The 12,704-nt window shown below is 74.5% G+C and carries 11 protein-coding genes; 5 read left to right on the forward strand and 6 right to left on the reverse strand.

Features of this window, described 5'->3' with window-relative positions; genetic code table 11:
- The first annotated feature begins 9 nt into the window (after positions 1-9).
- Complete coding sequence (locus ACH495_RS15425) at positions 10-525, forward strand: GNAT family N-acetyltransferase (protein ID WP_396858371.1); 516 nt, start codon at positions 10-12, stop codon at positions 523-525.
- 59 nt (positions 526-584) lie between these two features.
- On the forward strand, positions 585-1,112 hold the full coding sequence (locus ACH495_RS15430; protein ID WP_396858372.1) for a DinB family protein: 528 nt from the start codon (positions 585-587) through the stop codon (positions 1,110-1,112).
- Here ACH495_RS15430 and ACH495_RS15435 read toward each other — a convergent pair.
- Positions 1,090-1,410 (reverse strand): DMT family transporter, encoded by a 321-nt coding sequence (locus ACH495_RS15435; RefSeq protein WP_396858373.1) that lies wholly within the window; start codon positions 1,408-1,410, stop codon positions 1,090-1,092. The genes ACH495_RS15430 and ACH495_RS15435 overlap by 23 nt on opposite strands.
- Positions 1,411-1,558: 148 nt before the next feature.
- Entirely contained in the window at positions 1,559-4,168 is a 2,610-nt protein-coding gene (locus ACH495_RS15440) for a glycoside hydrolase family 9 protein (protein WP_396858374.1), read from the reverse strand.
- 216 nt (positions 4,169-4,384) lie between these two features.
- On the opposite strand from ACH495_RS15440, the gene ACH495_RS15445 reads away from it, so the two are divergent.
- Entirely contained in the window at positions 4,385-5,110 is a 726-nt protein-coding gene (locus ACH495_RS15445; RefSeq protein ID WP_396858375.1) for a PP2C family protein-serine/threonine phosphatase, read from the forward strand.
- Between the two features lie 6 nt (positions 5,111-5,116).
- Here the strand turns inward: ACH495_RS15445 and ACH495_RS15450 are convergent, their stop codons facing one another.
- On the reverse strand, positions 5,117-7,756 hold the full coding sequence (locus ACH495_RS15450; RefSeq protein WP_396858376.1) for an ATP-dependent RNA helicase: 2,640 nt from the start codon (positions 7,754-7,756) through the stop codon (positions 5,117-5,119).
- Between the two features lie 298 nt (positions 7,757-8,054).
- The gene (locus ACH495_RS15455) at positions 8,055-8,855 is read right to left on the reverse strand and encodes a SigB/SigF/SigG family RNA polymerase sigma factor (RefSeq protein ID WP_396858377.1); all 801 of its coding nucleotides are present in this window, start codon (positions 8,853-8,855) and stop codon (positions 8,055-8,057) included.
- A gap of 267 nt (positions 8,856-9,122) precedes the next feature.
- Between ACH495_RS15455 and ACH495_RS15460 the strand changes: the two genes are divergently transcribed.
- Positions 9,123-9,857 carry a hypothetical protein gene (locus ACH495_RS15460; protein ID WP_396858378.1) on the forward strand — a complete coding sequence of 245 codons (735 nt, stop codon included), beginning with the start codon at positions 9,123-9,125 and terminating at the stop codon, positions 9,855-9,857.
- Here the strand turns inward: ACH495_RS15460 and ACH495_RS15465 are convergent.
- Positions 9,806-11,395, reverse strand: a complete 1,590-nt coding sequence (locus ACH495_RS15465) for a phospholipase D family protein (RefSeq protein WP_396858379.1) — start codon at positions 11,393-11,395, stop codon at positions 9,806-9,808. The genes ACH495_RS15460 and ACH495_RS15465 overlap by 52 nt on opposite strands.
- Before the next feature lie 142 nt (positions 11,396-11,537).
- On the opposite strand from ACH495_RS15465, the gene ACH495_RS15470 reads away from it, so the two are divergent.
- Positions 11,538-11,666: a hypothetical protein gene (locus ACH495_RS15470; protein ID WP_255292629.1), complete on the forward strand. Its 129-nt coding sequence runs from the start codon at positions 11,538-11,540 to the stop codon at positions 11,664-11,666.
- Positions 11,667-11,716: 50 nt separating this feature from the next.
- On the opposite strand, the gene ACH495_RS15475 is transcribed toward ACH495_RS15470, so the two are convergent.
- Positions 11,717-12,703 (reverse strand): pirin family protein, encoded by a 987-nt coding sequence (locus ACH495_RS15475; RefSeq protein ID WP_396858380.1) that lies wholly within the window; start codon positions 12,701-12,703, stop codon positions 11,717-11,719.
- Position 12,704: the final 1 nt, after the last annotated feature.

Genomic DNA, 12,704 nt, shown 5'->3' on the forward strand with positions numbered 1-12,704 from the left:
GTCGGCGCCGTGGCACACCGCAGCAGAAACGCCCGCGCCGACGAACTGACCGAGATCCAGCGGATCGAGGTGGCCTCCGGCGCCCCGTTCCGGGAGATCGGCATGCACCTGGTGGCCGACATGCCACCGCTGCCGCTGGCCGCGCTGGCCGCCGGGCAGCGCGCCGGCCGACTGCCGGTCGCGGTCGACGCGGCCGACCGCCCGATCGCGTTCGCGCTGGTCGACCTCGTCGACGGGGCCGCGCACGTGCAGCAACTCAGCGTGGATCCGGCGTACGCCCGGCGGGGCATCGGACGGGGCCTGCTCGACGAGGTGACGCGGTGGGCGGCGGCGGAAGGACTGCCGGCGTCGACGCTGACCACGTTCCGGTCGGTGCCGTGGAACGGGCCCTACTACGCGCGCTGCGGCTTCCGGGAACTGACCGCGGCGGAGCTGACGCCGGGGCTGGCCGGGCTGCTCGCGGCCGAGGTGGCGCTCGGGCTCGACCCGGCCGATCGGGTCGCGATGCGCCGGCCGGTCGCCTGAACCGACCGGCGGCGGGTTAACCGGTCGACCGGTACGGCCTGCCGTGCCAGGCTCGCCGGGTGCCCGTCCCCGCCGCTGTTCCGACGCGTTGGCAGTTCGACCTGATCTGGTCGTTGTTCGACTACCACCTCGACCGGCTCGAACCGGTCGACTTCCTCTGGGAGCCGGCCGCGTGCTGCTGGACCATGCGCCGCGACGCGGACGGCACCTGGCGTCCCGACTGGGCCGACATCGAGCCGGACCCGGTCCCGGTGCCCACGATCGGGTGGCTCACCTGGCATCTCGGGTGGTGGTGGTCGGTCGCCGGTGACCACCTCGGCCGGCGGCCGGCGCGGCAGCGCGACGACGTGGTGTGGCCCGGGCCGGGGGAGGAGACCATCGCCTGGCTGCGTGGCCTACGGGCGGAGTGGACGGACACACTCGACCGCCTGGCCGCCGATGACCTGGCGCGGCCTGCCGCGTTCCCGTGGGCGTCGGACGCCGGGCTCACGGTGGCGCACCTGGTCGGCTGGGTCAACGTCGAGCTGATGAAGAACGTGGCCGAGATCGGTCAGCTCCGGCTGCTCAGTGCGCTCCGCCGAGGTTGAGCACCACCACGCCGGCGATGACCAGCCCGGCCCCGACCACCTTCGGCACGCTCAGCGGCTCGCCTAGGAACGCCGCGCCGACCGCCATGATGGCGGCGGTGCCCAGCCCGGACCAGATCGCGTACGCCACCCCGACCGGAACGTCCCGGACCACGAGGGCGAGCAGCCCGAACGCGGCCAGGTAGCACGCCACCAGACCCATCGTGGGCCAGAGCCGGGTGAAGCCGTCGCTCGCCTTGAGCAGGCTGGTGCCGACCACCTCGGCCGTGATCGCGAGCGCTAGGAGCAGATACGCCATCTGCGGACCGTACCCGGGGTCCGGTCAGTTGCGAATGGGCTCCCGAATGTGGCGACGAACCCGATCATGGAGTTGTGGCACCAGACGGAAGCCGTTGAAGCGACATCCTGGGCGCCACAACTCCATGATCGACAGAGCGGGTGACGGGTCAGGAGACCGTGCAGGCCCGGCCGTTCAGGGTGATCAGGGTGGGGTTGGGATTCGGGCCACCGGCCGAGGTGCCGTTCAGGCCGAACGTGGTGCTGGCGCCGGGGGCCAGCTTCGCGTTCCACGGCAGGTTCTTCGCGGTGACCGTGGCGCCGCTCTGGGTGACCTGCGCCGACCAGGACTGGCTGACCTTCTGGTCGCCGGTGAAGGCCCACCGCAGGCTCCACCCGTTCACCGCCGACGTGCCGGTGTTGCGCACCGTCACCTGGGTGGTGAAGCCGGACGGCCAGCTCCCGTGCGTGGTGTAGGTGACCGCGCAGGTGGGCGCCGGCACGGCCGCCGCGTCACCCTGGTCGGCCAGGAACGAGGCGAGCCAGGCCAGTGCCGAGTTCCAGTTGATCGCCACCTCGTTGGTCGAGTACGAGTTGATGTCGTCGACGTAGCAGAACGTCGGCGCGCAGCCGGCGAGCAGGTTCGCCGCGTACGGGTCCTGGAGGGCGGCGTTCGGCCCACCGGCGAGCGAGCCGGCCGGCGGGTTCGGCAGGTCCGGGTTCAACTGGTGGCCGAAGATCCGGCTGTGCTGGTTGTGGGCGTTCTGCTCGCCCCAACCGGTCACGTAGGACATGTTCAGCGCGTTGCGGCCGAACAGGTAGTCGGCGCTCTGCACCGCGCCGTCCCGGTACTTCGCGTTCCGGCTCAGGTCGAACGCGGTGGCCAGCACGATCGCGTTGTTCACCATGTTGCTGTTGCTGCCCCAGACGTACGCGTCGGCGGTGCCGGGCAGCGGCAGCCCGTACGCCTGGTCGGCGATCGTGGCCAGGTAGCGGTCCGCGGCGGTGGTGATCGACGCGCGGATGCGGGTCTTCTCCGCCGCCGGCAGCGTGTTCGGCACGGTGGCCAGGTCGAGCCGGCCCAGCGCGGCCACGCTCTGCCAGCCGAACGCGCCGTTCGGGGTGAACACGTCGGCGGTGTGCAGCGGCGAGCCGGTGACGTCGGCCAGGTACGCCTTGTCGCCGGTGGTCAGCCACAGCTCGGCCGCGGCCCAGTAGAACTCGTCGCTGACGTTGTTGTCCTCGTACGCGCCGCCGCCGGTGCCGTCGGTGGCCGAGGCGTAGATCGCCGGGTGCGCCTTGGCCGCCGCGTACGCGGTCTTCGCGGCCGTGCCGCAGCGGGCCGCGAACGCGGCGTCGTACGGGGCGAACAGCCGCGCGCACTGGGCCGCCACGGCCGCCAGGTTGAGCGTGGCGGCGGTGGACGGCGGGTGCAGCTCGCGCGGCTGCGGGTCGTCCTGCGGGGCGAGCGGGAGGCCGGTCCAGTTCTGGTCGTGGATCTTGTGGTGGACCATCCCGGCCAGCGGCTTGCCGGCCGGCACCTGCATGCGGAGCAGGAAGTCCAGCTCCCAGCGGGCCTCGTCGAGCACGTCCGGCACGTCGTTGCCGCGCTCGGGCACCCGCAGCGTGGCGTCGCCGAGCGCCGCGCCGCCGTCGGCGGTCTCCGCGGTCTTGGTGCGCTCGAACGCGTTGAGGAGCTGGTAGGTGGCGATGCCGCCGTTGACCACGTACTTGCCGTGGTCGCCGGCGTCGTACCAGCCGCCGCGCACGTCCAGTTTGTAGTCGCAGACGCCGGGCTGGCACGGCACGTCGGTGTCGCCCTTGTTGGGGGCGACGTCGAGGTGACCGGCGGGACGGGCGTACTCCTCGCCGATCAGGTCGCCGTCGATCGCGATGCCGCTGCGCTGGGCGTAGAAGAACTGGAGCGAGTCGGCGCGCAGCCGGTCGTAGACCGTGCCGGAGATGTCGAACGGGTGGCTGGTCTCGCCGTCGACGGTCAGCCGGTAGCCGGTGCCCGGCGTGCGGTAGGCGGAGAAGTCGACGGTCTGCACGTTCTGCGCGGACGCCTCGTCCACCCCGCGCGGGGTGGTCTCGCCGCTGGCCACCACGGACCCGGCGGCGGAGGTGAGCTGCCAGCGCAGCGCCTCGGTGGCGTCGGTGACCACGGTGGCGTGCTTCGGGCCGCCGGGCAGGTAGCCGACCTGGTTGACCCGGACCCGCGGGCCGGTGTCCGGCTCGTACGGCGGGGCCGCCTCGCCGCCGCGCAGCGACACGTTGTCGAGGCAGAACGTCTGCGCCTGCGCGCTGCCGCCGACCTGGAAGATGAGCTGGGCGCCGGCGTTGTCGGCCGGCGCGGTGAACGTGGTGGTGACGTGCTTCGCGGTGGCCGTGGCGGTGGCGTCGACGCTGGCGTACGTGGTGTACGGGGCGCTGCCGAGCTGGAGCACCGCCTTGAGCGCCGCCCCGGGGGTGGCGGAGACGTCGAAGGAGAGTTCGTACTCGGCGCCGGAGATCAGCGGCACCGCGTCCTGGCCGATGCCGGCGTCCCAGGGGTTGGCCGTGCCGGCGGCGACCGTGGTGCAGAGCCGGCCGTCGGTGACCGCCAGCTCACCGGTGCCGTAGGAGAACCAGGGGGAGACGCCGGCGCTGAAGTCGCCGTTGCGGAGTTGCTCGGGGGCGTCCGGCGGCACCTCGGCGAGGGCCGGGCCGGCGGTGAGGCCGGTGAGCGCCAGGGTGGCGGTCGCGGCAAGCGCGACCAGCCGACGACGGGAACGGGTCACGGAGGGTTCCTTCCGTGCTCGGGGGTGATGGTGAGGAGGACGGGAGCTGGGAGCGCTCCCAATATCAGGCCGATGTTTCCATCGCGTTCCGCCGCTGTCAATCGATCCGGCCCGATGGCGGGCACGCGCCCACGCGCAGTGAGATTCACCGCGCCACGTACGATGGTGGTGATCTCCTAGAGACAACCGAGCCCTCGACCTGGCAGGCTGCGTCCCATGACCCTGAAGCTTCGTTCCGTCGGAGCGAGCGACCGTGGGCTGATCCGCAGCGGCAACCAGGACGCGCAGCACGCGGGCCCCTGGCTGGTCGCGGTCGCCGACGGCATGGGCGGCATGGCGGCCGGCGACCTGGCCAGCCGCATCGCGATCGACGCGATCGCCCCGCTGGACGTGGAGACGCCGGAGCATGCGCTGGTCGCCGCGCTCCAGGGCGCCATCGAGCGGGCCACCGCGGGCATCCGCCAGGCGGTCGAGGAGGACCCGGAACGCCAGGGCATGGGCACCACGCTGACCGCGCTGCTGTTCGCCCGCACCGGGACCTGCCTGGCACTGGCGCACGTCGGCGACTCCCGGGCCTACCTGTTCCGCGACGGCGTGCTCAAGCAGGTCACCCGCGACGACACGTTCGTGCAGATGCTGGTCGACCAGGGTCTGATCACCCCCGACCAGGCGAGCAGCCACCCCCGCCGGGCCGTGGTGACCCAGGCGTTGCAGGGCGACCAGGTCTCCCCGGCGTACGCGACAATGGTGCCCCGGGCCGGTGACCGCTGGCTGCTGTGCAGCGACGGCCTCTCCAACGTGGTCCGCGCCGACACGCTCACCGAGGTGCTGGGCGAGGGCCTGGAACGGGACGCCTGCGCGGCCCGGCTGATCGGCCTCGCGCTGCGCGCCGGCGGCCCGGACAACATCACCGTGGTGATCGCCGACGTCGTCGAGGAGTGAGACCGGTCAGCGCCGACGCGGGCTGGCCCGGCGGGTCGGCTCGGCCGTCGTCGGGTCCTCCGGCCACGGGTGCCGCGGGTAACGCCCGCGCAGTTCCGCCCGCACCTGCGGATAGCCGTTACGCCAGAACGAGGCCAGGTCCGCGGTGACCGCCACCGGCCGCCCGGCCGGGGAGAGCAGGTGCAGCAGCACCGGCACCCGCCCGTCGGCGATGCGCGGGACGTCCCGCCAGCCGAACGTCTCCTGGAGCTTGACCGCCAGCACCGGCGCGGCCGGGTCGGCGTAGTCCACCCGGATCCGCGAGCCGCTGGGCGCCGGCAACCGTTCCGGCGCCATCTCGTCCAGCCGGGCCGCCGCCCGCCAGTCGAGCAGCCGGCGCAGCGCCGCGGCCACGTCGACCCGGGCCAGGTCGGCCCGGCGGCGGGCCCGGGCCAGCTCCGGCCCGAGCCAGGCGGGCGCGGCGGCGAGCAACGCCGCGTCCGACACGTCCGGCCAGTCGTCGCCGAGCGCCTGCCGGCAGAAGGCCAGCCGGTGGCGCAGCGCGGTTGCCTCCGGCGTCCAGCGCAGCAGCCCCGGACCCTCCTGCCGCAGCCCGTCCAGCACCGCCGCCGCGACCAGTGCCGGCTCGGGCGCGGCGAGCGGCCGGTCGACCAGCTCGATCGCACCGAGGCGGACCACCTCCCGGGCCACCACCTCACCGCCGGACCAGGCGACCTCCCGCCCGTCCCGCAGCAGCGCCGCGCCCGCCTCGCGCGCGGTCGCCTCGTCGACCGGCGCGGCCAGCCGGACCCGGGCGGCCGGCGCGCCGGGGGAGCGGTCGGCGACCGCGACGGCCAACCACGTCGACCCGGCCAGCCCCGACCCGGCCGCCAGCTCCGCGGCGGTCCCACCGGCCATCAGGTACGCGGACCCGCCGGCCCGCCGCGCCCGGGCCAACCGTTCCGGGTACGCCAACCCGGCCAGCAGCCCGGCGGCCAGGTCGTCGGGCAGGCGTTCCGGCCGGCCGCCCGCTTCCCGGTCGGGCTGTTCCGGCCAGCCGTCGGCTTCTCCGGCGGGCCGATGCGGTCCTCGGCCGGTCGTCGCCCCGGGTGCCGGCCGGCCGTCGGCGGTGCGGGTGGGCAGGGCGGCGCGCAGCCGGCGTACCTCGGCCCGCCACCGGCCGGTGGCCGCCGGGTCGGTGCCGGCGCGCAGCCGTCGCCACCGGGCCGGCAGGTCGTCCCCCGCGCCGCCCGACGCCTCGTCGGCGAGCACCGCCACCACCTCGGCCGCCCGGTCGGCGCCCACCCGCCGCGCGCCGTCGAGCAGCGCGCGGGCCAGCCGGGGATGGGCGCCGACCGACGCCATCGCCCGCCCCCGGGCGGTGATCCGGCCGTCTCCGTCGACCGCGCCGAGCGTGGCCAGGGTCTCCCGGGCGACGGTCAGCGCGGCTGCCGGCGGCGGATCGGGCAGGGCCAGGCCGGTGCCGTCCGGCGTGCCCCAGGCGGCCAGCTCCAGTGCGAACCCGGTCAGGTCGGCGGTGGCGATCTCCGGTTCGGGCTGCGGGGCGAGCCGGGTGTGCGTCGCCGCCGACCAGCAGCGGTAGACCGCGCCCGGCGCCTCCCGCCCGGCCCGGCCGGCCCGCTGGGTGGCCGCCGCCCGGGACACCGGCACGGTGACCAGCGCGCCCAGCCCGCGCGCCAGGTCGGTACGCGGTACCCGGCTCAGCCCGGCGTCCACCACCACCCGCACGCCGGGCACGGTCAGGCTGCTCTCCGCCACCGCCGTGGCCAGTACGACCCGCCGGCCGGTGGTTCCCGGGCCGGCGTCTCGTGTGCCGGGCGGCGGGGCCAGCGCCGCGTCCTGGGCGGCGCCGGGCAGCCGGCCGTGCAACGGCAGCACGGCGACCGTGCCGCGCAGGTCGGCCAGCCGTCCGGCGACGGCCGCGATCTCGCCCGCCCCGGGTAGGAAGACCAGCACGTCGCCGGCCCGCTCGCGCAGCGCCCGGCGGACCGTGGCGGCGACGTGGTCCAGCAGCGCCGGGTCCACCCGGCCCGCGCCGGGTGGGGCGATCGGGCGTGGTGGCGGCGCCCACACCCGTTCGACCGGGTGCAGGGCGGCCTCGGCGCGCACGATCGGCGCGGGCGCGTCGCCGCCGAGCAGCGCGGCGAACCGGTCCGCCTGCGGGGTGGCCGACATCGCGAGCAACCAGAGGTCCGGGCGCAGCAGGGCCCGGGCCTGCACGCTGAACGCCAACGCCAGGTCCGCGTCGAGGTGCCGCTCGTGGCACTCGTCGAGCAGCACCGCGTCCACGCCGGGCAGCTCGGGATCGTGGTGCAGCCGGCGTACCAGCAGGCCGGTGGTGACCACCTCGACCCGGGTCCGTGGCCCGCTCCGGCGCTCGCCCCGCACCGCGTAGCCGATCCGGTCACCGACCCGCTCGCCGAGCAGCGCGGCCATCCGGTGCGCGGCGGCCCGGGCGGCCACCCGCCGGGGTTGGGCGATCACCACCCGCCCGGCGACCGCGTCGGCGACGGCGAGCGGCGCGGTAGTGGTCTTGCCGGTGCCCGGTGGCGCCACCAGCACCCCGGCGCCCGCCGCGCGCAACGCCTCGACGAGCACCGGCAGCACCGGACGGACCGGCAGGTCGAGGGGAACGTCAGCGAGCACGCCCCCACTCTCGCACCCACCCCCGTCCTCGCCGCACGCGAGTAAGGCGGGGCCCCCGCTTAACGCTTCCGGTAGAGGCGGGGGCCCCGCTTAACGTCGCCGCGTGCCGCGGCCCCGTTGGTGACGCTGAGGCCGGGGTCTTGCCGGACCAAGGGTGTTAAGCGGGGGCCCCGCCTATACCGAATGCGTTAAGCGGGGGCCCCGCCTTACACCCCCCGCGCAGGGAACGGCCCGGTCGGCGCATCGCCGACCGGGCCGGGTGGATCGTCCGCCGGGTCCGCCGACCCGATGCGACCCGCTAGTACGTTCCGTCGAGCTGACCGCGCAGCTTGGTCAGCGCCCGCGCCAGCAGCCGGGACACGTGCATCTGCGAGACGCCGATCTGCTCGGCGATCTGCGACTGGGTCAGGTTGCCGTAGAAGCGCAGCGTGAGGATGCGCTGCTCACGCTGGTCGAGCGTGGCCAGCGCCGGGCCGAGCGCGACCCGCATCTCGGCCAGCTCGAACTCGCCGTCCTCGCCGCCGAGCAGGTCGCCCAGTTCGGTGGCGCGCTCGCCGTCGCCGGTCGGGGTGGACAGCGACACCGCGTTGTAGGCGCGGGCGCCCTCCAGGCCCTCCAGCACCTCCTCCTCGGTGACCTTGAGGTGGGCGGCGATGTCGGCGACCGTCGGCGACCGGCCGAGCGTCTGGAGCAGGGTGCTGTTGGCGTCGGAGATCGCCAGGCGCAGCTCCTGGAGCCGGCGCGGCACCCGGATGTCCCAGGTGCGGTCGCGGAAGTGGCGCTTCAGCTCACCGATGATGGTCGGGATGGCGTAGCCGGCGAAGTCGACGCCGCGGGACGGGTCGAACTTGTCGATCGCCTTGATCAGCCCGATCGCCGCGGTCTGCGCCAGGTCGTCGTTGGGCTCGCCCCGGCCGCTGTAGCGGTGGGCGAGGTGGTTGGCCAGCGGGAGCCAGGCCTCGATGGCGCGGTCGCGCAGGGCGGCCCGCGAGGGGTGGTTCGCGGGCAGCGCGGCCATCGTGTCGAGCAGGTTGGCGGCGCTGTCGGTGAGCGAGCGGGGGTCGAGCTTCGCGGGTGCCTTGGTCGTCGGGGCGGTCATGGTGGTCCTCCCTGCACCTCGTCCGCGGAGAAAAAAGAAGAGACGCTTTGGTTTAGGTTTAAGTAGTCCGTTCGGGAGCAACCCTAGCCCGATCAGCCAGCAAAAATCCAGCCGAAAGTATGATGCACTTAAGGTGCATCGGGGTATGAAGGGTTCGGATCGGGCCATGAACGGTGGGAAACGCCGGCACGGAGTGTCGACTTTCTGTCGTTGTCCCGCCGATCGGGCCGCCCGTAGCGTCCGTGGGGACACGTCTACGGAGGCACCGTGCTGGATCCCGCCGCGCCGCAACTCGTCATCAACGCCCGGACGCTGCTGTTCAGCTGGCTCCCCGCGGACCCGGGCGCGGCCGAGGCGCTGGTCCCGGCCGGTCTCCGCCCGCACCCGCAGCGGCAGGTCTTCCTCAACCAGTACGTGGTCGACGACGAGACGCAGACCTCGGGCTTCGGGGCCTACTCACTCACCTACCTCGGTGTCTCCCTGGCGGACCTGCCGCCGCCCGACCGGGAGACCCCGGGCGGCTGGTGGACGCACTACCTGGTCTCCAGCGACCGCGTCCGGCACTACGCCGCCGCGCGCGGCGCCCCCGCCGCCGAGGGCGTGACCCGGCTGGAGCTGCGGGGCGAGCGGCTGACCGCCGAGACCTGGGCCGACGGTCGCCCGCTGATCCGGGTCATCGCCCGGGTCGGGCACACCGGCACCGCCGCGCACAGCGGCCACCACCGCTACCTCACCCGCCGCGACGGGGAGTTGATCGCCACCGACTACCCGTACGTGGCCGAGCCGGTGTCGCCGTTCGAGGTCGAGTCGGTGGAGTTCCTGGCACCCGACCACCCGGCCCACGCGCTACGCCCGGCCAACCCGCTGCACGTCTGCTGGGGGTTCTACTCGCCCCGGGTGTCCTTCGCCTACCCGGCCCGGCCGAACCCGCTGGACGAGGCGACGCCGCGTCACCAGGTGCCGGCGCGTCGGGCCCGCAGCGGCCTGCCGTCCGGGTCGTAGACCAACCGGTACGCGGGCAGCGCCCAGATCCGCGTACGCCAGGGCAGCCGCTCGGGGCGGTGCGGCCGCAACCGGCCGGGCGGGCGGGGACCGACGCGGCCGTCGGCGTGCCAGCGGTCCAGCGCGTCCGCCGCCGCGGTGATCGCCGCCACCGCGTCCGCCGGGTCCAGCAGGTCGTCGTCCTGCGTCCCGTCCGGGTCCCGGTCCAGGTGTTCGCGCCACAGCCGCAGCCGCAGGTCCCGGGCGAAGGCCCGGGCCCCGTCGCCGAGGCCGGCCGGGTCGGTGGGCGCCCGCTCGTCGCGGGTGTCGTCGAGTACGGCGCAGGACAGCTCGCTGTCGTGGGTCCAGGAGCGGCGGTTGAAGTTGTCGCTGCCCACGCTGGCCCAGACGTCGTCCACCACGCACACCTTGGCGTGCACGTAGACCGGCGTGCCCTCGTGGTTCTCCACGTCGAAGACGTGCACCCGGTCCGGGGCGGCCCGGTGGCAGAGCGAGAGGGCCTGCTCCCGGCCCACCATGTTCGGCGGCAGCGCCAGCCGGCCGTCCACGTCCGGGTGGCGGGGCACCACCGCCACCAGGTGCAGCTCCGGGTGCTCGCGCAGCGCCTGGGCGAACAGCTCGGCCACCTCGGTGGACCAGAGGTACTGGTCCTCCAGGTAGATCAGCCGGCGGGCCCGGCGAACCGCCTTCGTGTAGCCGCGGGCCACGGTGCGCTCGCCGTCCGGCGCGAAGGAGTAGCGCGGGCGCACCGCCGGATAGGTGCGCAGCACCTGCACGTGGTGCGGGCCGCAGGGCGGCGGGTCGGCCGGCTGCTCGGGCAGCGGATCCGGGGTGAGGTCCGAGCCGCGCAGCCGGTCCCGCAGGTAGGCGAGCGGGTTCTCCGAGTCCAGCGGCATCGGGTCGGTCCACCGCTCGCGGAACGTGGTGTCCAGCGCGCCGACCACCGGGCCGCGCAGCGCGAGCTGCACGTCGTGCCAGGGCGGGGTGGGGCCGTACCGGGGGGACATGTCCACCGGCTGCGGGTCGCCGGCGTGCGTCGCGTCGTCGCGCCGGCTGTGGCACAGGTCGATGCCGCCGGCGAACGCGATGTCGCGTTCCGGCTCGCCGGGGTGGCGCAGCACCACCAGCTTCTGGTGGTGCGACCCGCCGCGGCGGACCCGCTGGTCGAGCAGCACCTCGCCGCCGGCCGCGCGGATCGTCTCGCTGAGGTCGCGGTTCTCCGCCTCGCTGTAGGAGAGCGTGTCGAGGTGGGAGCGCCAGACCAGCCCCTTGACGATCACCCCGCGCTGGGCGGCCTGCGCGAACAGCTGGGCCACGGTCGGCCCGTCCGGCCGCATCCGTTCGTCCGGGTCGCCCCGCCAGTCGGTGAAGAACAGGTGGTCGCCCTCGCCCAGCGCCTCCACCTCGCTGACCAGCCGGTCAAAGTACGCGGACCCGTGAATCAGCGGCTCGGCGAGGTTTCCATCCGTCCAGACGGGTAACTCAGACCCTGGGTTGGCGCGTTCCTGTGCGGTGAGGAACCAGTCCCGCAGGTGCACGTTCCAGCCTCCCGAGGTCGATGACAGTCCTCACACGGTAGGACCCCCGGCAGGGCCCCGCACCACGACGCAGCAGGTCGGCGGCGGTACGCGCCTGGGGTACCCCGGACCCCTGGATCGCGAAACCCAAGGAGGCACCGACATGCCCGCCGAGACGACGAACACCGTGACCGACGACCGTGACCAGGCGGTGGAGGGGGAGCGGGGTGCGCTGGTGGCGGTCCTGTTGATGGTGATCCTCGGGGTGGCCGGGATCTTCGCCGTCTCCTGACGCCGCGCCGGGCGCCCCGGCGAACCGGAGCGCCCGACGTCCGTACCCGGTCAGGGGCGGTCGCCCTGACCGTCGCTGTGCGGCAACCGCCCGGTCGGGATCACCCCGAGCCGGCCGGCCTGGAAGTCCTCGACCGCCTGGATCAGCTCGGCCCGGGTGTTCATCACGAACGGGCCGTAGTGCGCCACCGGCTCCCGGATCGGCTGGCCGCCCATCAGGTAGAGCTCCAGCGCCGGGGTGTTGCCGTCCTGCGTCCGGTCGGCGGTGATCCGCAGCGCGTCGCCGGGCCCGTGCACGGCGAGCTGACCCAGGTGGATCGGCTGCCGGTCGGTGCCCACCGTGCCGCGGCCGGCCAGCACGTAGACCAGCGCGTTGAAGTCCGGCCGCCAGGGCAGGCTCAGCTCGGCGCCGGGCTGCAACGTCACGTGCGCGATGGTGATCGGGGTGTGGGTCGAGCCCGGCCCGCGGTGCCCGGCGATCTCGCCGGCGATCACCCGGATCAGGCCGCCGCCGTCGGGCGTGGTGAGCAGCGCCGACTCCCGGCCGCGGATGTCCTGGTAGCGCGGCGCGCTCATCTTGGCCACCCGGGGCAGGTTGACCCAGAGCTGGAGACCGTGGAACAGGCCGCCGCTCAGCACCAGCTGCTCCGGCGGCGCCTCGATGTGGAGCAGGCCGCTGCCGGCCGTCATCCACTGGGTGTCGCCGTCGGTGATGGTGCCGCCGCCACCTGTCGAGTCCTGGTGGTCCATGATTCCGTCGATCATGTAGGTCACCGTCTCGAAGCCCCGGTGCGGGTGCCACGAGGTGCCCTTCGGCTCGCCCGGCGCGTAGTCCACCTCGCCCATCTGGTCGAGGTGGATGAACGGGTCGAGATCGGTCATCGAGACCCCGGCGAAGGCGCGGCGGACCGGGAAGCCCTCGCCCTCGTAGCCGCTGGGCGCGGTGGTCACCCGGCGGACCGGGCGGTAGCTGGTGGACTCGTCGAGCTTCGGCAGGCGGGGCAGGACGAGGACGTCGTCGACGGTGATCGCGGGCATC

Origin of the sequence: Micromonospora sp. NPDC018662, assembly GCF_044391475.1 — a bacterium.
Taxonomy (GTDB): domain Bacteria; phylum Actinomycetota; class Actinomycetes; order Mycobacteriales; family Micromonosporaceae; genus Micromonospora.

Excerpts from the sequence above, each read along its gene's own strand:
- ACH495_RS15470 (WP_255292629.1), top strand. The coding sequence starts at position 11,538 with ATGCCCGCCGAGACGACGAACACCGTGACCGACGACCGTGACCAGGCG.
- ACH495_RS15435 (WP_396858373.1), bottom strand. The coding sequence starts at position 1,410 with ATGGCGTATCTGCTCCTAGCGCTCGCGATCACGGCCGAGGTGGTCGGC.
- ACH495_RS15455 (WP_396858377.1), bottom strand. The coding sequence starts at position 8,855 with ATGACCGCCCCGACGACCAAGGCACCCGCGAAGCTCGACCCCCGCTCG.
- ACH495_RS15475 (WP_396858380.1), bottom strand. The coding sequence starts at position 12,703 with ATGCCCGCGATCACCGTCGACGACGTCCTCGTCCTGCCCCGCCTGCCG.
- ACH495_RS15445 (WP_396858375.1), top strand. The coding sequence starts at position 4,385 with ATGACCCTGAAGCTTCGTTCCGTCGGAGCGAGCGACCGTGGGCTGATC.